The sequence below is a fragment of the Lentzea chajnantorensis genome (assembly GCF_054300775.1).
Genome location: NZ_JBSDZT010000002.1, coordinates 6364074 through 6385110 on the forward strand (window position 1 = coordinate 6364074; position 21037 = coordinate 6385110).

The 21037-nt window shown below is 71.5% G+C and carries 24 protein-coding genes; 13 read left to right on the plus strand and 11 right to left on the minus strand.

The window, feature by feature from the left end; translation table 11 throughout:
• Positions 1-4: 4 nt before the first annotated feature.
• From ACVDFE_RS30875 to ACVDFE_RS30890, 4 genes are all read right to left on the minus strand, one after another.
• Positions 5-592, minus strand: a complete 588-nt coding sequence (locus ACVDFE_RS30875) for a papain-like cysteine protease family protein (RefSeq protein WP_360399921.1) — start codon at positions 590-592, stop codon at positions 5-7.
• A 169-nt stretch (positions 593-761) separates the two neighbouring features.
• Entirely contained in the window at positions 762-1673 is a 912-nt protein-coding gene (locus ACVDFE_RS30880) for a hypothetical protein (protein ID WP_458432938.1), read from the minus strand.
• Between the two features lie 97 nt (positions 1674-1770).
• Entirely contained in the window at positions 1771-2928 is a 1158-nt protein-coding gene (locus tag ACVDFE_RS30885) for a S8 family peptidase (protein ID WP_458432940.1), read from the minus strand.
• A gap of 67 nt (positions 2929-2995) precedes the next feature.
• A complete protein-coding gene (locus ACVDFE_RS30890; RefSeq protein WP_458432942.1) occupies positions 2996-3901 on the minus strand; it encodes a tetratricopeptide repeat protein in 906 nt (301 codons plus the stop codon).
• Between the two features lie 72 nt (positions 3902-3973).
• On the opposite strand from ACVDFE_RS30890, the gene ACVDFE_RS30895 reads away from it, so the two are divergent.
• Both ACVDFE_RS30895 and ACVDFE_RS30900 read left to right on the plus strand, forming a co-directional pair.
• On the plus strand, positions 3974-4963 hold the full coding sequence (locus tag ACVDFE_RS30895; RefSeq protein WP_458432944.1) for a MerR family transcriptional regulator: 990 nt from the start codon (positions 3974-3976) through the stop codon (positions 4961-4963).
• Between the two features lie 87 nt (positions 4964-5050).
• A complete protein-coding gene (locus ACVDFE_RS30900; RefSeq protein WP_458432946.1) occupies positions 5051-5593 on the plus strand; it encodes an ATP-binding protein in 543 nt (180 codons plus the stop codon).
• A gap of 123 nt (positions 5594-5716) precedes the next feature.
• Here the strand turns inward: ACVDFE_RS30900 and ACVDFE_RS30905 are convergent, their stop codons facing one another.
• Positions 5717-6544, minus strand: coding sequence for a S1 family peptidase (locus tag ACVDFE_RS30905; RefSeq protein ID WP_458432947.1), 828 nt, complete (start codon positions 6542-6544; stop codon positions 5717-5719).
• 244 nt (positions 6545-6788) lie between these two features.
• On the opposite strand from ACVDFE_RS30905, the gene ACVDFE_RS30910 reads away from it, so the two are divergent.
• Positions 6789-7031, plus strand: coding sequence for a hypothetical protein (locus ACVDFE_RS30910; RefSeq protein WP_360399942.1), 243 nt, complete (start codon positions 6789-6791; stop codon positions 7029-7031).
• A 558-nt stretch (positions 7032-7589) separates the two neighbouring features.
• Positions 7590-8132 carry an Imm1 family immunity protein gene (locus ACVDFE_RS30915; RefSeq protein ID WP_360399945.1) on the plus strand — a complete coding sequence of 181 codons (543 nt, stop codon included), beginning with the start codon at positions 7590-7592 and terminating at the stop codon, positions 8130-8132.
• Between the two features lie 259 nt (positions 8133-8391).
• Here the strand turns inward: ACVDFE_RS30915 and ACVDFE_RS30920 are convergent, their stop codons facing one another.
• Entirely contained in the window at positions 8392-8781 is a 390-nt protein-coding gene (locus tag ACVDFE_RS30920; protein WP_458432948.1) for an STAS domain-containing protein, read from the minus strand.
• Between the two features lie 129 nt (positions 8782-8910).
• Between ACVDFE_RS30920 and ligD the strand changes: the two genes are divergently transcribed.
• Positions 8911-9906: a non-homologous end-joining DNA ligase gene (gene ligD / locus ACVDFE_RS30925; RefSeq protein WP_458432949.1), complete on the plus strand. Its 996-nt coding sequence runs from the start codon at positions 8911-8913 to the stop codon at positions 9904-9906.
• Between the two features lie 248 nt (positions 9907-10154).
• A complete protein-coding gene (locus tag ACVDFE_RS30930; RefSeq protein WP_458432950.1) occupies positions 10155-10586 on the plus strand; it encodes an ATP-binding protein in 432 nt (143 codons plus the stop codon).
• A gap of 11 nt (positions 10587-10597) precedes the next feature.
• Here ACVDFE_RS30930 and ACVDFE_RS30935 read toward each other — a convergent pair whose 3' ends face one another.
• Positions 10598-10963: an STAS domain-containing protein gene (locus tag ACVDFE_RS30935; RefSeq protein WP_458432951.1), complete on the minus strand. Its 366-nt coding sequence runs from the start codon at positions 10961-10963 to the stop codon at positions 10598-10600.
• A 258-nt stretch (positions 10964-11221) separates the two neighbouring features.
• On the opposite strand from ACVDFE_RS30935, the gene ACVDFE_RS30940 reads away from it, so the two are divergent.
• Both ACVDFE_RS30940 and ACVDFE_RS30945 read left to right on the plus strand, forming a co-directional pair.
• Entirely contained in the window at positions 11222-12178 is a 957-nt protein-coding gene (locus ACVDFE_RS30940; RefSeq protein ID WP_458432953.1) for a PrsW family intramembrane metalloprotease, read from the plus strand.
• Positions 12179-12211: 33 nt separating this feature from the next.
• Complete coding sequence (locus tag ACVDFE_RS30945) at positions 12212-12514, plus strand: STAS domain-containing protein (protein ID WP_360399963.1); 303 nt, start codon at positions 12212-12214, stop codon at positions 12512-12514.
• Between the two features lie 9 nt (positions 12515-12523).
• Here the strand turns inward: ACVDFE_RS30945 and ACVDFE_RS30950 are convergent, their stop codons facing one another.
• The gene (locus tag ACVDFE_RS30950; protein ID WP_458432955.1) at positions 12524-13942 is read right to left on the minus strand and encodes an amidase family protein; all 1419 of its coding nucleotides are present in this window, start codon (positions 13940-13942) and stop codon (positions 12524-12526) included.
• A 160-nt stretch (positions 13943-14102) separates the two neighbouring features.
• Here ACVDFE_RS30950 and ACVDFE_RS30955 point away from each other — a divergent pair, with 160 nt between their 5' ends.
• From ACVDFE_RS30955 to ACVDFE_RS30965, 3 genes are all read left to right on the plus strand, one after another.
• Positions 14103-15884: an N-acetylglutaminylglutamine amidotransferase gene (locus ACVDFE_RS30955; protein WP_458432957.1), complete on the plus strand. Its 1782-nt coding sequence runs from the start codon at positions 14103-14105 to the stop codon at positions 15882-15884.
• Positions 15885-16099: 215 nt separating this feature from the next.
• A complete protein-coding gene (gene pdxY, locus ACVDFE_RS30960) occupies positions 16100-16951 on the plus strand; it encodes a pyridoxal kinase PdxY (protein ID WP_458432958.1) in 852 nt (283 codons plus the stop codon).
• 62 nt (positions 16952-17013) lie between these two features.
• Positions 17014-17211, plus strand: a complete 198-nt coding sequence (locus ACVDFE_RS30965) for a hypothetical protein (protein WP_458432959.1) — start codon at positions 17014-17016, stop codon at positions 17209-17211.
• A gap of 15 nt (positions 17212-17226) precedes the next feature.
• Here the strand turns inward: ACVDFE_RS30965 and ACVDFE_RS30970 are convergent, their stop codons facing one another.
• Positions 17227-17445, minus strand: a complete 219-nt coding sequence (locus tag ACVDFE_RS30970; RefSeq protein WP_360399978.1) for a hypothetical protein — start codon at positions 17443-17445, stop codon at positions 17227-17229.
• A gap of 340 nt (positions 17446-17785) precedes the next feature.
• On the minus strand, positions 17786-18187 hold the full coding sequence (locus ACVDFE_RS30975) for an STAS domain-containing protein (RefSeq protein ID WP_458432960.1): 402 nt from the start codon (positions 18185-18187) through the stop codon (positions 17786-17788).
• Positions 18188-18403: 216 nt separating this feature from the next.
• On the opposite strand from ACVDFE_RS30975, the gene ACVDFE_RS30980 reads away from it, so the two are divergent.
• Complete coding sequence (locus ACVDFE_RS30980; RefSeq protein WP_458432961.1) at positions 18404-18685, plus strand: hypothetical protein; 282 nt, start codon at positions 18404-18406, stop codon at positions 18683-18685.
• A 139-nt stretch (positions 18686-18824) separates the two neighbouring features.
• Here the strand turns inward: ACVDFE_RS30980 and ACVDFE_RS30985 are convergent, their stop codons facing one another.
• On the minus strand, positions 18825-19523 hold the full coding sequence (locus ACVDFE_RS30985; protein ID WP_458432962.1) for a hypothetical protein: 699 nt from the start codon (positions 19521-19523) through the stop codon (positions 18825-18827).
• Positions 19524-19771: 248 nt separating this feature from the next.
• On the opposite strand from ACVDFE_RS30985, the gene ACVDFE_RS30990 reads away from it, so the two are divergent.
• Complete coding sequence (locus tag ACVDFE_RS30990) at positions 19772-20644, plus strand: hypothetical protein (protein WP_360399989.1); 873 nt, start codon at positions 19772-19774, stop codon at positions 20642-20644.
• Positions 20645-21037: the final 393 nt, after the last annotated feature.

A 21037-nucleotide genomic window follows, 5' to 3' on the forward strand; every position in this document is an offset into this window, starting at 1 on the left:
GTCCTCACCGGTTGATGCCCGTCAGCGTGTGCGTCCAGGTGAACGAGGTGTTCGAGCGGTAGCTGCTGTAGGTGGAGCGGTTGTAACGGGTGTTGCTGCCCCACGGGTCGGCCCAGTTGACCCACTGGCGGTTGCTGCTGTCGACCTCGTAGCCGTAGACGGCGTGCATGTGGCCGCCGCCGGAGGACCACAGGATGCGGGTCTCGATCGGCTGCTCGCGGTCGATCTGGTCGCGGATGGACGCGAACGTGACGGTGCCCGACAGGTAGCTGCCCGGCGAGGAGTAGCCGAGGTCGTAGAACGCCTCGCGGACCTCGCCGAGGTCGCCCTGGTTGTTGCGGCAGCTCGTGCCCGACTCGTCGTGGGCGAGCTGGCAGAACCGCGTCTGGGTCACCGAGGTGCCGTGGTAGCGGGCGATGCTGGTGCCGGCGGCGGCCCAGCACCACTGGGTCTGCTCCTGGGCCTGCATGGTGAAGTTGAGACGGCCGAGGGCGGAGACGTCGGGCGCCGCGGTGGCGACGGGCTGCACGAGCAGCCATCCCGCCGCCACCGCCGCGACCGCGGCAAGAGCTCGTGGGCGCAGGGTGCTCACGGGCCCTCCTTTCGTGGACGTCGAGGGTGTTCCCCGGTGAGTTCCGGGCACAGCCGAACGATGGCCACGAGGCAGGGACGGGCACAAGATCGGTGCGCGGGCGGGGCGACCGTTCACAACGCGAACGTCGGCTTCCGCCACGGCGGTGTGAATGTTTCCGCGAACCCGGTCAGCGCCACTCCAGGGCGATGCCGGCGACACCGCGGTGGACGACGGGAAAGAACGCGCTCGCGACCAGCGCGCGGTCGCAGATCAGGTCGGTGACCTCCACCGGCGGCTGGTGCTCCCGCGTGCCCAGCACCCGCGTGCACCTGCTCGGCAGAGCCTCCGCGGTCATCGCCACCTGCAGCAGGTACGGACCGGCGCCGTCGCGGAACATCCGCGTGTAACCGGGACACGGCGTGCCCGACCGGTCGTTGACCGTGTAGCTGACGACGGCCGTCTCGCCCTCGTCGAGGCTGCGGTCGAACAGCAGCTCGAACACCATCGAGCGGTCGGCCCGGCGCACCCGCCCGATCCGGCACCCGTCCCCGGCGACGACGCTCGCGCGATCGATGTCGCAGTCGTCGTCGCCGTGGTAGATGGCCAGGTACCGGGTCGGGCCCGGGTTGCCGGCGGTGAGCACGATCCGGGTCGTCACGTCCTGCTGCTCACCGCGGTCGCCCAGCACGACCCGTTCCTGGGTGAGCGCGACCTCCAGCCCCGCGTTGCACCGGGCCGGGTCGTCGAGCAGGCTCGCCAGCAGCTCGGTCGTGGTCGGCCCGAGCGGTGACAGCTCGATGAACGACGTCGTCGGCACCCGCACCGGGTGGTCCCGCGGGCCCACGAGGGTCGTCAGCGAGTCCGGGGCGAGGTCCAACACGGACTCGAGCCCCCTGATCAACGCGAACGCACGCGGTCCCTCCGGCCGGCGCATCCCGCGTTGCCAGTAGCTCAGGGTCGACTCGGCGACGGCCAGGTCCATCCGCGCCAGGTGCGCGCGCAACCGGGACAGCGACAGGCCGCGGCGGTCGATCGCCACCCGCAGCGCTCGGTGGAACGGCCCGTACCTCAGTGCGTCGCCGAGTTCGTCCACACCCATCAGAACCCCCGTTCCGATGCGGCCCCACCCGGCGTGGCAGCCGTGACCGGCCACCGTAGTGGGCGGGGACCGGCACGGGGAAGGGCAGGCGGTCCGATCAGGACCCGGCGTAGAGCAACCGGTTCGGAGAGCCGGTGCCGACGTCGGTCAGCACGCCCTTCGTCGACCGGTCGACGACCAGCCGCACGGCCTGCTCCAGGGTGAGGTCCGGGTCGGCCTCCTTGGCGATGGCGACCGCGCCCGCGGCCAGCGGAGCGGCGAACGACGTGCCGTACCAGCCGCTCAGCACGGCCGTGTCACCCGAGCTGCCGGCGCCGGTGACGTCGGCACCCGGCGCGAACGCCGTCACGCAGCTGCCGTAGCTGGACGCGTTGGTGCCGGTGTTGCGCGAGTCGGTCCGCGTGGTGGCGCCCATGGTGATCGCGCGCGGGTCCTTCGGCGAGTTCCGGCAGTCGCCCCTGGCGAAGTTGCCCGCGATCAGCACCACCAGCATCCCGTTGTCCACCAGCTTCCCCGCCGCGGCGTCGAGGACGGTGTCGGTGTTGCCGTGCGAGCTCTGCAGGCTGACGTTGACCACCGAGCCGCGCGGCGCGTTGAGCGCCGTCCAGTTCATCCCGTCGGCCATGTCCTCGGTCGTGCCGGAGTTGTCGCACCCGAGGACGCGGACCGCCTTGATGTTCGCCTTCTTGGCCACGCCGTACGTCCGGCCCGCGACGTGGCTCGCGACGAACGTGCCGTGGCCGGCGCAGTCGGTGTCGCCGTTGCCGTCCGCGACCGCGTTGTACGCGCTCTCCGCGCGTCCCTCGAACTCGGCGTGCGTGGTGCGCACCCCGCTGTCGACGACGTACACGTCGACGCCGGCTCCCGTGCCACCGGGGGCGAAGGTGCCGTCGAGGGGCAGGCCGCGCTGGTCGACGCGGTCGGTGTGCCACGGCACGGCGGCGGGAGCGGCCGCGGGGGCGGTCTCCACGCGGTGCACCCGGTTCTCCTGCACCAGCGCGACGGCCGGGTCCCGGCGCAGCCGGTCGACGTCCGCGGGCGTCAGATCGGCGGAGAACGCGCCGAGGGCGTCGAACCGCCTGTGGACCACTCCCCCGAGGACGGTCGCCGTGTGCACGACGCCGGGCAGCGCTGGCGTGTTCCTGAGCAGCACCACGTAGCGCGCGGTGTCCTCGTCCGCGACCGCGGTGCTCCCGAGCGCGCTGGTGACGCCCAGCAGACCCGCGAGTGCGGTGCGGGTGAGTCGCCTTCGCATGGTGGCTCCGATCAGGACGGCAACAGGGGTGCCAGAACCGTAGGACCGACCGCGCCGGCCCGCCGGGTCAGGCGCGGGACAGGCCCATCGCGTCCAGGTGGTCGTCCACGTCGACGCCGAGCTCCTCGGCCAGGTCGAAGAACTCCGCCGCCCGGCGCTCGTCCACGGGCAGGCCCCCGTCGCCGGTCAGGCACATGACGCCCGCGGTGTAAGCGCTCTTCCCGTGGCCCGCGTCGGCGGCCTTGCCGTACCAGTCGAGGGCCTTCGCGGGGTCGTGCTCGACGCCGCGGCCGGTCGCGTAGTAGTAGCCGAGGTTGCCCATGGCCCGCACGCTGCCCAGCTCGGCCGCGCGCACGGTCCACCGCATCGACTCGTCGTCGTCCGCCGGCACGCCCGTGCCCGTCGCGTGCAGCACGCTCAGCTCGAACGCCGCGTCACCGCTGCCGTGCTCGGCGGCCGCCCGGTGGAACGGCACGGCTGCCGCGGGGTCGGCCGGGTGACCGTAGCCGCGGAAGCGCAGGTAACCGGACAGCAGCAGGACGTCCGGGTCCGCAGGGTGCTCCGCCAGCAGCTCGTCGAGCCGCCGGGCCGCGTCCTGCTCGTGCTCGGCGCTGGTCGCGAAGTACGCGATCCGGACCCATCCGAGCGCACCGGCGAGCGAGCCCGCGCGGTCGGCCTCGCGGTACGCCTCGATCGACGCCGGGACGTCCTGTTCTGGGTACGGCGCCCACGGTGCCGCGCCGTGCGCGAGCAGCCGGCCGAGCTCGAGCCACGCCTCCACCACACCGGCGCGGCCCGCCCGCGTGAGTCCCGCCGTCAACAGCCGCGGCGCGTCCGCGGGCAACAGTCCGATGAGGTGTTCGCTGCGCACGAAGCACTCCCGCACCTCGCACGCGGCGGCGTACAGGTCCGCGCCGCTCGCCTCCTGGTCGCGCAGCAGACCGGCCAGAACCTCGTAGGGGCTGTTCGTCATGCAGCGGACCTTACGGACCGGTCCGGGCGCGGGGTTGCACCTCAAGCCGCTTGAGATCGCATAGTGATCGTCATGGACATGGACGAGCTGTACCCGATCGGTGACGTCGCACGGCGGACGGGCCTGAGCGTCAGCGCGGTCCGGTACTACGCGGACGCCGGTGTCGTCTCCCCCGCCGCGAGCACGCCGGCCGGGCACCGCCTGTACGACGTGTCGGCCATCGCCCGCCTCGAACTGGTCAGGACGCTGCGCGAGCTCGACGCGGGCCTCGACGAGATCCGCCGGGTGCTGGCCGGCGAGGCCACGTTGCGCGACCTGGCCGCCACCCACCTGACCCTGCTGGAGGGGCACGAGGCACGGCTGCGCAGCCGGCGCGCGGTGCTGTCGGCCATCCTGCGGCAGGACTCGACCGCGGAGCAGGCGACGTTGATGCACCGGCTGGTGGGGATGTCGGACGAGGAGCGCGACCGGCTCGTGGACGAGTTCTGGACCGAGGTCACCACGGGCTGGGAGGCACCGGAGCGCATGGTCGAGTGGTGGCGGGCGGCCCGGCCGGTGCTGCCCGACCACCCCACCGCAGCCCAGCTGGAGGCGTGGATCGAGCTGGCGGAGCTGGTGCGCGACGGTGACGTCCGGCAGGCCCTGCGCCGTGAGCTGCACGAGGTCTGCACCACCGGCGCGGGACCGGTGATGTCCTCGGCGCCGATGCTGGAGGCCTTCGAGGAGGCCACGCCGATCGGCCAGGCGGCGATGGACGCCGCACGGGAGGGCGTGCCACCGGACTCGCCGCGGGGGCTGGACGTCGCCGACCGCTGGATCGAGTGGCTGACCGGCGTCTTCGCGGTGGCGGACGTCCCCCGCACACCGGACACGCCGGAGTTCCGCCTCCAGACCGCCGACCACATGCTCGCGGGCGCGGAGTGGGAGCGCACCCCACCGGACCCGGAGGGGCCGTTCGACCGGTACATGGCGCTGGTCGGCACCGTGAACGGCGCGGAACCCGAGCAGTTCCCGTTCGAATGGCTGGCCGCGGCCCTGCGGGCCTCCGCGGCACCGCGCTGATCTCAGTCCATTGTGGACTGTACCGGGATGTCGCCCGTTCGAAGTGCTCGCCGTGTAACCGGCCGCCGCTGTGGGCATCCGGTCGGGGTGACCGAGCAACGTACCGCGCACGCCGATGCCAGCCGACGCCCCGACGAGGGCCGGGCCAAGCCGTACACGTCGGCGATCGCGACGGCGAACCTCGCCCACCAGGCCGCGGCTGGCACCCGCGGGGAGAGCCACGCCACCCCCGGCGAGACCACCGGTGAGGTGGCCATCGACACGTCGTTGAGCTGCGACAACCTGTCGGTGGTGCGGGAACGCATCGCCGAGGCGCTGGCCGCCCACGACGAGGACTTCGTGGTGGACGTGCAGCTGGTCGCCACCGAGCTGGCGGCCAACGCGTGCGACCACGCCGACGACCCCCGCCGGCTGGTGCTGCGCAGGGAGGAACACCCCGAGCGCGGCGCGGAGCTCGTCGTCGAGGCCTGCGACGCCACGGTCAGCCGCACGCCGGTGGTCGGCATGTCCAGCATCGGCCCGTACCGCGGGCACGGCATGCAGATCGTCGAGCGGCTCTGCACCGACTGGGGTGTGCGCGTCGAGGACGACCTCAAGATCGTCTGGGCGCGCCTCCCCATCCCGGCCTGAGCGTTCCCCCTGCCGTCCGGGCTGCTGGAGCCGTTGCAGCTCTTGCACTTCAGCGCGGCAACGCCGGCCGCGGAGCACCGGGTGCCACCGTGTGAGGGGACGGTGGCGGCACCCGGTGCCGGATCAGCGGTTGGCGCTGATCGTCTTCTGGATCCAGCCCGCGTACGCGGTCGCGTTCGTGTACAGGCCAGGACCGTTGGCGCAGGGCACGTCCTCGTCACCGGGTCCGGAGGTGACGCCGATCAGCTCCCACCGCCCCCACTTGCCGCGCTGCACCTGCGGCCCACCGGAGTCGCCGGAGCACGCCATGGCACCCGGTTTGCGGCTGACCGTGCACAGCCGGGTCCGGTCCGCGAAGCCGGGCGTGCACTCGGACTCGGCACCACGACGGGTGTCGAGCTGCTGCAACCGTTCAGCGAACTTCCACTCCGCCGGACCGGCTCCCTCGACCGTGGTGCCGAACCCCAGCAGCCGGGTCGGAGTGCCGGGCGCACCGGCGCGGTCGGCGATCCGGATCGGCCGCTGGGTCACGGGCCGGTCGAGGCGGATCAGCGCGATGTCGTTGCGGTTGGGCCGCATGCCCGGCGCCACCTCGTAACCGGGGTGGCGCACCACGCGCTCGATGTTCCGGACGGTGCCCCCGGACGTCCGCCGCTCGCTGCCGACGCGCACGGTCCCGTCCAGCACCGCACCGGTGTCCTGGTCGACGCAGTGCGCCGCCGTCACCACCCACCGCGGGTGGACCAGCGACGCCCCGCAGACCCCCTTGATGTTGCCCGCACTGGGCACCGACAACGGGATCGAGGCCATGAACGGGTACCTCTCGGTGGAGTCCTTCCCGTTGATGATCGCGCCGGCGGTGCCGGTCATCGCCGTCGCGGCGAACGCACCCATCAGCACGACCCCGGCCACCCGGACCGCTCCACGGCGCACGGACTTCAGTCTCGACATGCTCTTCCTTCATCCGAGTAACGCGAACAAGGACAATCCTGTCCGTTCACAGTGGACTCGAACCATGCAGACAGCCTGATCGTTCGTGGTGGAGCCTGCTCCACCGGCTCCGATCGCCGCACTGCCCCACCCCATCGGACTGAACCTGCCGCAGCAACGCCCTGAGGCCCGCTCGGTGGTGTTCACCCCGTGCTCGCGGTGGGACCCTGCTGGGAGGGAAAACGTCAGGGGGAGGGATGCGATCGTGATCCGTCGCATGCTGCTGGTCGCCGCTACCGCGCTCGGTGTCGTGCTGGTGCCCACCGGACAGGCGCAGGCGATTCCGATGTGCAAGAGCGGGTACGCCTGCCTCTACCAGTACTGGGCCGACAGCGAGCACACCGTGTTCAACGGGTTCCGGTCGATCGACTGCCAGGGTCGCGTGGACAGTTCGGGCAAGCTGTCCGGGTACCTGCAGTTCACGCAGGCGCGGTGCAACGACGTGTGATCTGACTGTCGGCCGCATCTTCTTGAGGAAGGACCCGCGCGGAGTCCGGGTGGCGTCCCAATGCCCGACGACCAAGCCCGATCAGCTCTTGAGGTGAGCCGACTGCCGGCGCCCCGTGCCACGATGCCAGAAAGGGAACGGGGCACACGTGGCGAAGTTGGACGAGGTCGCCGCCGAGTTGGATCGGGTGGTGAGCAAGGCCGACGAGGTGACCGCGGCTTTGGTGCAGGCGAGCCAGCTCGCTTACGGGGCGGCGGAGTCGCTGACGGAGGTCACGCAAGGCGGTGCCCGTTCACGGCAGCCGGCGCCTCCAGGCTCGTCAACGGCCACGACTTCGGCTACACGCTCGGAGTCGTCGTGGGCCGACCGGCAGGGAGAACGGCTGCCGACCTACACCGGGACCAGGACGGCAACTCCGACGTGGTTCAAAGCAGCTCGGACGCGCAGGGCGAGCATCAAGCGATCGCTGAGCACCTGCGAGCCGAGGGTTCCCACCGACTGGCCTGGATAGGGTCGCCACCGGCGAGCACGTCGACCTTTCCACGGCAGGAGCTCAGGGTGAGGCACGCTCTCAACTTCTGGTACTTCACCGACACGAACGACGCGGACGATCCCGTCACCGTGGAGTCGAGCGCTGATCTCGAACGCGTCTTGGACGAGGTGATCGCGCACAGGCAGTTCCACCCGACGGTGGTCTGCGTGAAGGACCGTCCCACGCTCGGCGGTCCCCTGGACCTGCCGGACCACCAGCTCAAGTTCGACCTCGACGTGCCCCACCGCATCGCAGCGATCCACACGATGGGAACGACCGACTTCCTGCCGACCGACAACCGAGCACACGAGCTCCCCCGGCGGTACGACACCGCTGGCGGAACAGCTGAAGGTGTGATGCGAGCCTGGGTGACGAAGGGCTCGTACGCACGGGCTGCCCGTTCGGTGAACGATCACGAACCCGAGCTGTTCGTGGACTTCGACACCCGAACGCGGTTCCCGGCCGACGCTGCCATCGCGTGGGAGCAGTTGCGCGAGGCACTGGAGGAACTCGCTGAAACCGGCATGCGCCCCACCTGTGTGCAGTGGCAGGAGTCGGACGTCTTCTGAACCACGACCACCGATCTCCGGCCCAGATGGCCTGGGGGCCACAACGTGGTCGCCTTCGCGTTCAAGATCGCCCGGTTCAGCGGGTCATCGGCAGGTGACGCGGAGCCTTCCGCGCGAGTCGGCTGTTCGTACGCATGCCCGAGCAGCTGAGCGTCGGTGAAGCGCGTCCCCAGGGCCGAGGTTCGAGGCCCTCCACCGCGTCAGCCACCGGGACGGAGGTGGACCCGGCTCCACCTCCGCGGCGACGTGCGGCGCCGGGTCACTCGCCCGGCTGGCTCGGCTGCGGTTCCTTGCGCACCATCTTCAGGGCCTCCTCCGTCGACTGGGCCATCGGCAGCACCTGGCTCAGCGCGCTGGCCATCAGCGGACGCTGTGCCGCTGCCTGTGCGGCCACGATCGCGAAGCCCACCCCGTCGCTCTGCGCCCGTGCGTGCAGCTTGAGCAGCACCGACAGCGCGGACGAGCCCATGAAGTCGACGGCCAGCTCCACCACCATGCCGGCCGGGCGCTTGTCCAGGTGCTCGAACAGCTCCGCGCCCACCTCGTCGACGCTGACCATGTCGAGCTCGCCGGTGATGACAGCGACGAGCACACCGTCGTGGTCGCTGGTCTTCATGCTGGCCGTCGACGTCGTCTCGTCCGATGTCACTGAACACCTCACCTGGTCATTCGCAGTCGTTCCGTTCCGCCGATCTTACGAAGCGCGGCGTCGCCCTGCGAGCTGGGCGATTCTCACCGACCATGACTACGGCAGTGGGCGGACCGAGGAGGTGGCCGGGTGGGAAGCGCCGCACCCGCGGGCGAGCCGCTGGAAGTCATCCGCCCGATGCTGGCCACACCGGGCGACCCGCCCGGCAGCGAGGGCTGGGCCGTCGAGTTCAAGTGGGACGGTTACCGGGGTGTCGCGCACTGCCAGGGCCGTGACGTGCGGGTCTACAGCCGCAACGACCTGGACTTCATCGGCCGGTTCCCCGAGCTGACCGTCCTGCCCGATCTCCTTCAGCACCGGACGGCCGTGCTCGACGGCGAGATCGTGGCACTGGACGACGAGGGGCGGCCCAGCTTCGGGCTGCTCCAGCAGCGGGACAAGGTCGCGCCCGGCGTCCGTGAGCTGCGGCACACCCGGCCGCGGATCGCCTACTTCGTGTTCGACCTGCTCCAGCTGGACGGCCGGTCGCTGCTGGCCACGCCCTACCACGTGCGGCGGGCGAAGCTGACCGAACTGGCCCTGCCCGGCAACCACGCCGTCCAGGTGCCGCCGACGTTCATGGACACCGAGCCGGCGGACGTGCTGCACGTGGCGAGCCAGTACGGGTTCGAGGGGATCGTCTCCAAGCGCGTCAAGTCCACCTACGAGCCCGGTCGCCGGTCCCCTTCCTGGGTGAAAACGCCGTTCCGCCACACCCGGGAGATCGTGATCGGCGGCTGGCGGGTGGGTCAGGGCAACCGCGCGGGCCGGATCGGGTCGCTGTTGCTCGGCGCCCACGACGAGCGCGGTGACCTGGTGTACGTGGGGCACGTGGGCACGGGCTTCAGCCAGGCGGTCCTCGCCGACCTGCAGCGCGAGCTGGAACGACGGGAACGGTCCACCAGCCCGTTCCCGGCCGGGGTGCCGCGCGAGCACGCCCGCGACGCCCGCTGGGTCGAACCGGACCTGGTCGGCGAGGTGGAGTTCCGGCAGTGGACACCGGACGGCCGCCTGCGGCACCCGGCGTGGCGCGGGCTGCGCCCCGACCGGGACCCGTCCAGCGTGGTGCTCACGTCCGAGGAGTGAGCACCGGCACCGATGTGACAACCCGGGTTTTGCGCCGACTGCGCGGAGGTACGCCTCCCGTCGGGCGCACCGGGCCTGATCGGACCGGACCAGCCCCTCGACCGCGGTAGCGGTGGGTGGGAGCTGCGCTGCGCGACACCGCGCAGATGCTCCGAACGGTCGTGCTGGGCCGGGTGATCGGGGGGATGATGGACGTTCCGAGGCTGAGCGGGTCGAGACGCCGGACGAGCGTCCCCTGTCACGAGGACGTGAGGCACGTGGGGCACAGCGAGCAGACCGACGACGGCCCGAGATCCTCCGAGATGCCGCTCACCGGTCAACGAGGTGAGCTGGCGTCCGCCCGGCGCTGGACGCGTGCCGTGCTGCGCGACGTCACCGAGGACGAGCTGGGGGACATCGAGCTGATCGTCACCGAGCTGGTGGCCAACGCCTTCGACCACGGGCGCATCCCCTACGTGCTGCGCCTGCACCGCTCGGAGGAACCCTGCCTCGTGCGCGTCGAGGTCGACGACGCCTCCCCCGAGCTCCCCGTGCTCGGCACCTCGCGGCTGGGTGGTGACAGGGGCCGGGGCATGGTCATCGTGAACCGGCTGGCCAAGGACTGGGGCGTCACCTCGGGCGAGCACGGCAAAACGGTGTGGGCGGACATCACCTGCGAGCCGCCGTTCCGCTCCGCCTGAGCCGGCACGCGTCAGGCGCGGTGCAGCGGCTCGGGGAACACCGGGTGCAGCTCCAGCACCTGGTCCAGCCGGGTGATCTTGATGGGGCGCAGCACGGCCGAGTGGTCGGCGACCACCACGAGCCGGACGCCCATGTCCTCCGCCCGCTGGTTGTTCTCCACCAGGACCCGCAGGCCCGCTGAGCCCATGTAGCCCACGCCGCGCAGGTCGAGCAGGACAGCGGGCGAACCCGATTCGAGCTGAGCGCCGATGCGCGCGCTGAGCGAGTGCTCGTTGCTGAGGTCGATCTCGCCGCAGAGCACGAGGACGGGAACGCCGTCACGGGTGTGCGCCTCGACGGTGAGGGGCGCGGCATCGTCGTGGGACGGAGCAACCATGGGTGTGCTCTTCCTGCTGGCCAATGCTGTGCGGCCCCGGCTGCCTGTTTCAGTCCGAACCACTACCCGAAGAGCAGGCACATTGTGTGTGTAAATCCCACAGTAGGCGCATACCCGGTTACCCACAACTGAAACAGGCGGACCTGCGAGATCACGCGTCGCTCCGGCGGCGGTTAGCCGGGCGTGGCGCGGGAAGACCACCACTGACCGGCACGCCTGGCCGGTCGAGGTGTTCGCGACCGACGAAGGGCGGGGCCCGTGGCCTTCACCGGACCAGCCGACCAGCACACCGGGAAGCGCTCACGGCCGTGGCTGCGCATGTTCGCGGTCGGGCTGGCCCTGTGGGTGGCGACCGTGGTGATCACGCTCGGCACCCGCAACACCAACCTGATCCCCACGATCGTGCTGCTGGGCAGCTTCCTGGTACCGGCCACGTTCGTCTCGTGGGCCTTCGGGCACCGGCACTCCGGCGAGGTCACCGGTGAGCTGGTGTTCCGCACGTTCGCGGTCGGCGGTGTCCTCGGCGTGCTGGGCGCCTCGCTGCTGGAGAGCTACCTGCTGCACCCGTCGCCGTGGCTGTTCGCCGGTGTGGGCCTGATCGAGGAGGCGGTGAAGCTGGGTGCGCTCGCCCTGCTGACCCGGCACCTGAGGGAGAAGTCGTTGCGCGACGGGCTGGTGCTGGGCGCGAGCGTCGGGTTCGGGTTCGCCGCCTTCGAGTCGGCCGGGTACGCGTTGACGGCGTTGTTCACCCAGAACGGCCTGTCGGTGCTGGACCTCGTCACCACCGAGCTGCTGCGCGGCCTGCTCGCCCCGTTCGGGCACGGGCTGTGGACCGCGATCCTCGGTGCCGTGCTGTTCTCCCGCAGCACCCGCGACCACTTCCTGCTGACCGGGCGCCTGCTCGCCGCGTACCTGGGTGTGTCGTTGCTGCACGCCCTGTGGGACTCGATGAACACCATCGCCGTGCTGATCACGCTGGTGCTGACCGACCAGCGGGTGCTGGCGGAGGGGTACCTGCCGCAGCCGACGCCCGCGCAGGTGCAGCTGTTCACCGTGGTCACGTGGACCGGGTTGGCGGTCATCTCCGCGATCGGGTTGCTGTGGCTGGGTCTGCTGGTGCGCGCGTCGCGCCGGCAGGTCGCGCCCGTGGTCGTGCGGGGTTACCCCATGGCCACCGACGCCCGGTGGTGGCCGACCGGCCGGTCACCGCGCTGAGCGAAGGTCCACTGTGGAGGGAGGTGGTGCACCGTGCAGATCCGGGTCACCGGAACGGCTGCGGCGCAGACCTTCGTGGAGGTCGCGGGGCAGCTCGACTCGGCCGGGTCGGCGGCGCTGCTCGCGAAGCTGGACCGGTTGATCGACGAGGGGCGGCACCACCTGGTCGTGAACGTCGCCGCGGTCACCTACTGCGACTCCAGCGGCCTGAGCGCCCTGGTCCGCAGCAGGGCCAGGGCCGTCGAGATGACCGGTTCGCTGCGGCTGGTCTCGGCGAGCCCGCCGGTGCAACGGCTCCTGCGCCTCACCGGCCTCACCCGGATGTTCGAGCACTGAGCACCGCCGTCACGGCACCGTCGGCAGCAGCCCCGGTGCCCGGCGGGCCTTCGCCGCCTGCTCGAACGCCGCCGCGAACCGCAGCACCGCGTCGTCCGCCCCGCTGCCGCCGGTGAACGACACCCCGATCGGCAACGGGCCCGCGAACCCGGCGGGGACGGAGATGTTCGGGTACCCCGCCACGGCCGCGGGCAACGCGGTCCGCAGGCCGCCGGGGTCGCTGCCGCACGGCTTCCACGCGGGGCCGTTGGTGGGTGCCATGACCACGTCCAGGCGTTCTGCGGTGAGCACCTCGTCGATGGACCGGCGGGCCCACTCCGTCGCGGCGCGCCGCTGGTCGAGGTAGGACGGGTCGGTGAGCGAGCGGGTCTTCTCCGCCTCGTGGAAGATCTCCTGCCCGAACCCGGACAGCTCGACGGGATCGGTCTCGTTGAACTCGATCAGCTCGTGCACCGTGCGCGGCCCACCGGGCCTGGTCCGCAGGTACCGCTCCAGGTCGTGCTTGAACTCGACGACCATCGCGGGGCGGTCGGCGCCCTGGATGCGGTCCTGGTGGAGCAGGTCGACCTCGACGACGGTGGCACCGCCGCGGCGCAGCACGCCGGCCGCGGCGGCCACGACCCGGTCCACGTCGGCGTCGAAGCCGGTCCTGCGCCACACGCCGACCCGAGCGCCGCGCAGGGTGCCCGGGGTGAGGTCGGCGGTCGTGCCCGCCATGGCCGCCATCAGGATCGCGGCGTCCACGACGTGCCGCGCCATCGGGCCCGCCGTGTCCCTGCGGGCGGTGATCGGCACGATGCCCGCGGTGCTGACCCGGCCCGGAGTGGGCTTGAACCCCACGACACCGGCGTGACCGGCCGGGGACACGATCGAGCCGTTGGTCTCGGTGCCGACCGCGACCTGCGCCAGCGAGGCCGCCACCGCGACGGCCGAGCCGGACGACGAGCCGCACGGGGTGCGGTCCAGCACGTGCGGGTTGGCGGTCTGCCCGCCGGCCCCCGACCAGCCGGACGTCGCCCACGGGGAGCGGAAGTTGCCCCACTCCGTCATGTTCGTCTTGCCCAGCACGACCGCGCCCGCCGCCCGCAGCCGCACGACGACCTCGGCGTCGGCGGCGGGTGGCACGCGCAGGGCCCGCGAGCCGGCCGTGGTCGCCAGGCCGCTGGTGTCGATGTTGTCCTTGAGCAGCACGGGGATGCCGTCCAGCAGCCCGCGCGAGCGACCGGCCGTTCGCCTGCGGTCGCTCTCCTCCGCCTGCCGCACCGCCGTCGGGTCGACCGCGAGCACCGAGCGCAGGAGCCGGTCCACGTCGGCGATGCGGCTCAGGTAGGCGCGGGTCAGGGCGGCGGAGGTGAGCTCTCCGGCCGCCATCCTGCGTGCGAGCAGCGGGATGGTCGCCTGGTCGAGGTCGGCGGCCGGGAGTTCCATGGGTCCATTGCCGACCCCACCGCCTGCCCGCGTCAACCTGCCAACGGGCGACGGGCTCGTGCTCTTGCTCACACGCGAGCCGTGCCACAGCCGGATCATGATCAGCGGCATTCGGGGTATCCGGCAGACACCTTGTCAGCGGAACACCCGAGGAGTGGCCATGTGCGGAATCGCCGGTGAGATCATCACGGACGAGTCGGGCCGGCCGGACCTCGGCGCGGTGGAGCGCATGACGCGGGCCATGTGGTCGCGCGGGCCGGACGGTGCCGGGCAGTGGTCGGAGGGCAGGGTCGCGCTCGGGCACCGCAGGCTGTCCATCATCGACCTGTCCGACCTCGGCGCGCAGCCCATGGTGGACGACGAGCTCGGGCTCGCCGTGGCCTTCAACGGGTGCGTCTACAACTACGAGCAGCTGCGCGAGGAGCTGTCCGGCCGGTACCGCTTCACCTCCACCAGCGACACCGAGGTGATCCTCAAGGCCTACCACCACTGGGGCGAGGAGTTCGTCGACCACCTGGTCGGCATGTTCGCCATCGCGCTGTTCGACCGCCGCCGCGACCGGGTGCTGCTGGTCAGGGACCGGCTCGGCATCAAGCCGCTCTACGTCTCCGAGATGCGCGGGCGGACCCGGTTCGCCTCCAGCCTGCCCGCGCTGCTCGCCGGCGGCGGGGTCGACACCGAGCTGGACCCGGTCGGCCTGCACCACTACCTGACGTGGCACTCGATCGTGCCCGCACCCCGCACCGTCCTGCGCGGGGTGCGCAAGCTGCCGCCCGCCACGATCCGCGTGTTCGAACGCGGGCAGCAACCGCGTGACCGCGTCTACTGGCAGCCGTCGTACACGCGGCGCCCCGAGCACGCGGACTGGACGGCCCAGGACTGGCGGCAGGCGGTGCGCGAGGCGCTGCAGGTCGCGGTGCGCCGCCGCACGGTGTCCGACGTGGAGGTCGGCGTCCTGCTCTCCGGCGGTCTCGACTCCAGCCTGCTGGTCGCCCTTCTCGCCGCGGAGGAGCAGCGGCCGAGCACGTTCAGCATCGGGTTCACCAGCCGCGGTGACGTGGAGGGCGACGAGTTCGCCTACTCCGACGCCATCGCGCAGAAGTTCGGCACCGACCACCACCAGCTCCGCGTCGGCGACGAGCAGATCGCCGCGGCGGTGCGGGACGCCGTCGGGTCGATGAGCGAGCCGATGGGCAGCCACGACGTCACCGCGTTCTACCTGGTCTGCCGCGAGGTGTCGCAGCACGTCAAGGTCGTGCAGTGCGGTCAGGGCGCCGACGAGGTGTTCGCCGGCTACCGCTACCACCAGCCTGCGGCCGGCGCTCCCCGGCGGCAGGCGGCGGACGTCCTGCGCGAGGCGTTCCACGACCTCGAGCACGACGAGCTCGCGGACGTCCTGGAACGGCAGTGGCTCCTGGGCCGTGACGTCAGCGGCGACCTGGCCGCAGCCCACCTCGCCGACCCCGGCGCGGACACCGCCCTGGACGCGGTGCTGCGGACGGACACGCACCTGCTGATGCCCGACGACCCGGTCAAGCGCGTGGACAACATGGCGATGGCGTGGGGTGTCGAGGCGCGGGTGCCGTTCCTCGACCAGGACCTGGTGGAGCTGGTCGCCGCGTGCCCGCCGGAGCTGAAGTCCGACCAAGACGGCAAGGGCATCCTCAAGGACATCGGCCGCGACCTGCTGCCGCACGACGTGGTCGACCGGAAGAAGGGCTACTTCCCGGTGCCGGCCCTCATCCAGCTCGACGGTGAGGTCCTCGACCTGTTGCGCTCGACCATGACCTCCCCCGCCGCACGCGGACGCGGTGTGCTGCGCCGCGAGTACGTGGACGGCCTGCTCGCCGACCCGAACGGGCAGGCCACCAAGGCCGGCGGGAACGAGCTGTGGCACCTCGGCGTGCTGGAGATGTGGTTGCAGCAGCACGGCATCGGGTGATCAGCCCGACGGCCGCGGTGACGTCTCCCCGCGCAACGGCAGCCGGGATGGAGCTGCCCGACCCCGTCGACCCGAGCTCAGGTCCTCCCGGGTCGTTGCCCGCAGGCCGCGGCCGGGGCGGAGGCGTTCGTCGTGAGACCGACGTCTCGCCCGCAACACCGTCTCGGCCAGGCCGGAGCCCCGCGCTGGTCAGGTGGCCGTTCTAGAGTGGGCGGATGAAGGTTCTGTCCATCCAGTCGGTCGTCGCCCACGGCCACGTCGGCAACTCCGCCGCCGTGTTCCCGCTGCAGCGCCTCGGGGTCGAGGTCGTCCCGATCCCCACGGTGAACTTCTCCAACCACACCGGGTACGGCGCGTGGCGCGGTCCGCTCCTGCCGCCGTCGGACGTGGCCGAGATCCTCCTCGGCGTGGAGGAACGCGGGGTGTTCGGGCAGGTCGACGCCGTGCTGTCCGGTTACCAGGGCGGCACGGGCATCGCCGACGTGATCATCGACGCGGTGCGCAGGGTGAAGGCGGCGAACCCGGCGGCGCTCTACGCGTGCGACCCGGTGATGGGCAACGCCAAGTCCGGGTGCTTCGTCGCGCCCGAGATCCCCGTGCTGCTGCGCGACCGGGTCGTACCGGTGGCCGACATCATCACCCCGAACCAGTTCGAGCTGGGCTTCCTCACCGGCACCGAGCCGGCGAGCGTCGAGGAGACGCTGGCGTCGGCCGACCTCGCCCGCGCGATGGGCCCGTCGACCGTGCTGGTCACCAGCGTCGAGCGGCCCGACCGGGAGGAGGGCACGATCGAGATGCTCGTCGTGGACACCGCCGGGTCGTGGCTCGTGAGCACCCCGCACCTGCCGTTCAAGGCCAACGGGTCCGGTGACGTCACGGCCGCGCTGTTCACCGCCCACTACGTCCAGACCAAGGACGCGGCGCTGGCGCTGGAGCGCACCGCGTCGAGCGTCTTCGACCTGATCGACCTGACCTACCGCTCCGGTGAGCGCGAGCTGCGCCTGGTGCAGGCCCAGGAGTTCTACGCGACGCCGCGGATGCAGTTCAAGGCCGAGCAGGTGCGCTGAGCCCGGCGTCCCGGGCGGTCAACTGCGTCGCGACCGCCCGGCGGAGTTGCAAGACTGTTCCGATGGTCGACCAACCACCACGGCAGCACTCCGCGCGCTACTACGTGATCGTCGGTCTGCTGCTCGTGATCGCGAACGTGATCGGCTTCGTGTTCATCGAGGAAGCCTCCTGGGCGTTGATCCTGGCCGGCTGCTTCACCGGCGGGTTCGTCGCGGAGGGCATCGCGGACCTGGTCCGGCACAAGCGGTCCCGGCGCTGACCACGGCCGGCCTGGTCAGGGAAGTTCGGGTTCCTGCACGGCGACGATGTTGGCGATGTCCAGGACCGAGATGGTGCGGTCGGGCCGCAGGACCGGCACCCACACGTGTGAGGTCTGCGGATCCACCACGTGCGGTCCGACCACCACACCCCGCAGGTAGACGGTCGGGTGCAGCACGTCGGGGTTGAGGTAGGTGACGACCGCTCCGCGGCCTGGGCAGGACTTCGTCGCCATGGCGACTCCCGTGGGGTGAACGCACGCCTCGGTCGAGGCGGTCTCGATGTCGCCGGCTGCTCGACGTCCCGCACGGATAACCCGTGCCAGGACAGCGAAACCACCTGTCCGGCGGGCGTGGCGGTGAGGGCGGACAACGCGCCGGGAGGGCCTCTGCCGGTCGAGCAGCGAGCCGACGCCCCGAGGTGACCGCTGCGCGGCGGCAGTCGTGGTGGACCACCACAGCGTGCTGCGGCCGTTGCGGTTCAGCCAGGTGTACGGCGTGCTCACGACGTGCTCGCCCCTGGACCAGGCCGTGCGGCCGGCCGTCACCTGAGCACGGCGGTCGAGATCGGCGCCGTCAGTGTGCGAGGTCGGTCCGCTCGGCCACCGCCGCCGTGCGCAGCGCCTCGACCGCGTGCGGAACGGACTCGTGCACGAGCAGGACGCTGTCCATGCCGGCGACCAGCAGAGAACGCCGCGCCGAGTGCGCCGCCGCGACGACCGCGAACCCGACCCCGGCCTGCTGCGCCCGGCGGCTGGCCTCACCGAGCGTCGACAGCCCCGTCGACGCGAGGAAGCCCACCGCCAGCCACACCACGATCCCGACCGGGTGGGTGTTGAGCTGCTCTTCGAGCGCGGTGCGCACCTGACTGGCGTTGGTGATGTCGATGTCGCCGTTGAGCGCCACGACCAGCACGCCGTCGTGGTCGACGGTCTCGATGGTGAGGTCTGAGATCCCGTCGCGTCGAGCGTGCGTCACCGTGCACCGCCGGCCATGCTGGACCACCCTTCCCCGGACGGGCTGTCGACCTCGTCACCGGGACCCAGGTTCGCACTGATCAGCGGTTCGCGCTGGCCCGGCCCACCGCAGGTACACGATGGTGGAGGGCAGGTGTCCGCGGTGTTCAGGCCGCCTGGTTCGCCCGTCCCGGTGACCGAAATCGGACTTCCCACCGATCTGGTGGATGCTCGCGGTGTGCGGCAACACGAACCCCGCTGTGACCTGTGCGATGACACGGGCACGATCACCTGGCAGCAACCGGTGCCCGGTGAGGACGGCGCGTTCGTGCTGACGGAGATGAACCACCCGTGCGTCAACGGTTGCTCGGGCTGGCGCCGGCTCCCCGCCGCCGAGAGCGGCACCGTGGTCGATCCAGACGGCGGCGGGCCGGCCGCCGGGAACGTCGCCGACGCCAACCGCACCCACCGCACGGAATGGTTCCGGCCCACGTCCTCGGGCGACGACGACCCGCCCTGACCGCCGATCCCCTCGCTCACATCGCCAGGTCGGCGACCTCCGACCGGACCGCCAGGTGGACGAACTGGTCTCGGTGGCCCAGCCCCGTGCCGCGGTGGGCCGGTACCACGACGGTGTGCAACTGCTCGGCCTTGGCCGGTCAGCCGATCTCAGCGGCTCCCACCGACTGCGTGAAGTTCCCGGTCAACGGTGCTCCGGCGACGAGGCGCGGCCCGAGGACGAAGCTCATCGGATCGGTCGGGATCACCGAGCGGTCCGTGATCCTCATCAGGTGCCGTCCGTCGAAGAGCAGGTCGACGTACGACGAGGTGTACCGCAACGTCGCGATGTGGTACTTGCCGTCGTAGAGGTCGACGCCGGTGTCGACCTTGAGGGAGACGGCCTTGCCGCGCTTGGCGCTTTCGAAGCGCAGCTGGGTGTTCGTGTAGCTCTGGTCGGTCGTGTAGCCGAAGTTGATCTCGTTGAACTGGCTCCCGTCCGCGGCGGGACCGTTGTCCCACAACGCGGCGCCCCACCAGACCTGCTGCCGGGAGCGGTGGCTGAGCGCGAACCGGGTCGTGAACTCGCCCGAGGTGAAGCGCTGCGGCCGGTACCGGACCTTGGACCAGGAGCCGGCGGTGCGAGGCGGGGCGCCGGCCTTCAGCTCGAACCTGGCCACACCGTCGGTGACGGTCGGGCAGCTGTGCTCGCACTGCCAGATCGCCGGGTCGAGCGAGTCGAAGTTCTCGACGTACCCCGCTCGCGCGTCGACCGGGGACGGCGCTGCGGCTGCCGACCCCGTCCCGAGCACGAGGCTCATCGCCGCCGCGGTGAGCGCTCTCCAACGCTTGTTTGCCATGGAGTCTCCTCTACCGCCATCGCAGCACAGGTGTCGCGGAACCGGTCGACCTGTTCACGAACGGCCACCGGATTCGGCACGACCGGCCACCTGAGGAGCACCGCCGGGGTTGCCCGAACCGTCACGGTCATCGGTCCGAAGGTGACGCGGCGCGGGTCAGGACTTCACCGCCGGTTCATCGCGTGTTGTGATGCACGCCGTCGGCGGCACTGACCGTTCCCCCTCCAGTCGAGCAGTCGGGATCCACCATGCCCATCACCGAGCACCGTTCCCGGCCTCCACTCGGCAACTTCGCCAAGACCCTGCGCATCGCCGTTCGGTGCGTTGACGCGGACCTGCGGCTCACGAACGACCACCGGGCTGCCCCGTCGAGCGCCGAGCTCCTCAAGCAGGTGGAGTCGCCGCTGGTGTTCGCCCGGCTGTTCGCGGTCGTCACCGCGGCGGCAGCGGGAGGTTCTCCGCACAAGGCCATGCCGGTGTCGGTCATGTCGTCGTTGTGGTGGGCCGGTGCGGAAACGCGCACGGGCGCGGCGGCGACCCGGTTGCCGTTGTCCTACCTGCGTTCTCTCGACATCACCGAGGAACTTCGCCGGACGTGGACCGCCGACCTCGAAGAGGCGGCGGCCGATCCCGGTTCGACGTCCAGTGCCCGGAGCAACGCGTACGCGCGCGACGCGGTGATGGCGGTGCGGACCTGCGCAGCCGCGGACGGGCCGCGGTGGCGCGAGTTCGGGAGGCTGTACGGGCTGCTGGCCGATCAGGCCGCCGCGAACTCCGCGGGAGACGACCGCACACCACCGCTGTTGCTCGCCAACGCCTGCAAGATCGCGAGCACGCACCTCAGACAGCACATGATCCGGCTCGGCGAGGAGGCCGGCGGCAACGCCCACGCCAGGATGGTGCTGCGGGACCTCTCCAGCACCCCCGGTGCCGTGCGGCTGTACGCCCGCGAGGTCCGCGACCTGCACTCGCTGGCCGTGACCACCCTGACGGACCTGTGCGAGCCGAACCCGTACCGCTCGTTCCTGCGTTCCCGGCTGGACGGGCTGGTGCAGCACTCGCTCGTGCACCCGCGCGAGATGGTGGGCTCGCCCGTGCCACAACGCCCGGTCGCACCCTAGGGCCTGTGTCGAGGTCCCGTTCGATGAGAGTCGCGCCTGAGGTGGTTCCTGGCGGTGCGGGCGACCAGCCCGCATACCGGTGTTGTACGTGGGCTGGTCGCCCGTGCCCCCAGGGGCCGCCTCAGGCCCGGCTGTCGCGAACACGGACCTCGACACAGGCCCTGGTTCCCGTGCGGGACTGACGGACGCCGGCCGTCAACGTCGAACCGGAGAGGTGTGCCCGTTCGCTTGGGCGGGCTTCCCGATCGGACGCGGGCGGCGACATCGCCGGCCGGTTCCCCGACAAAGCGTCCCGCCAGGCGAAACGCGGCTCGCATTCGCGGGCTTCCGCGCTGCACAGTGTCGAAGCGCTGCGGCGACCCGATCTCCACGAGCGCGGTGAACTGCCGCTGT

Bases quoted from the DNA above. Each gene is read 5' to 3' on its own strand.
- ACVDFE_RS30880 (WP_458432938.1), bottom strand. From the start codon at position 1,673: ATGGGTGTGGACGAACTCGGCGACGCACTGAGGTACGGGCCGTTCCAC.
- ACVDFE_RS30885 (WP_458432940.1), bottom strand. From the start codon at position 2,928: ATGCGAAGGCGACTCACCCGCACCGCACTCGCGGGTCTGCTGGGCGTC.
- ACVDFE_RS30890 (WP_458432942.1), bottom strand. From the start codon at position 3,901: ATGACGAACAGCCCCTACGAGGTTCTGGCCGGTCTGCTGCGCGACCAG.
- ACVDFE_RS30895 (WP_458432944.1), top strand. From the start codon at position 3,974: ATGGACATGGACGAGCTGTACCCGATCGGTGACGTCGCACGGCGGACG.
- ACVDFE_RS30905 (WP_458432947.1), bottom strand. From the start codon at position 6,544: ATGTCGAGACTGAAGTCCGTGCGCCGTGGAGCGGTCCGGGTGGCCGGG.
- ACVDFE_RS30935 (WP_458432951.1), bottom strand. From the start codon at position 10,963: ATGGTTGCTCCGTCCCACGACGATGCCGCGCCCCTCACCGTCGAGGCG.
- ACVDFE_RS30950 (WP_458432955.1), bottom strand. From the start codon at position 13,942: ATGGAACTCCCGGCCGCCGACCTCGACCAGGCGACCATCCCGCTGCTC.
- ACVDFE_RS30955 (WP_458432957.1), top strand. From the start codon at position 14,103: ATGTGCGGAATCGCCGGTGAGATCATCACGGACGAGTCGGGCCGGCCG.
- pdxY (WP_458432958.1), top strand. From the start codon at position 16,100: ATGAAGGTTCTGTCCATCCAGTCGGTCGTCGCCCACGGCCACGTCGGC.
- ACVDFE_RS30965 (WP_458432959.1), top strand. From the start codon at position 17,014: ATGGTCGACCAACCACCACGGCAGCACTCCGCGCGCTACTACGTGATC.
- ACVDFE_RS30970 (WP_360399978.1), bottom strand. From the start codon at position 17,445: ATGGCGACGAAGTCCTGCCCAGGCCGCGGAGCGGTCGTCACCTACCTC.
- ACVDFE_RS30985 (WP_458432962.1), bottom strand. From the start codon at position 19,523: ATGGCAAACAAGCGTTGGAGAGCGCTCACCGCGGCGGCGATGAGCCTC.
- ACVDFE_RS30990 (WP_360399989.1), top strand. From the start codon at position 19,772: ATGCCCATCACCGAGCACCGTTCCCGGCCTCCACTCGGCAACTTCGCC.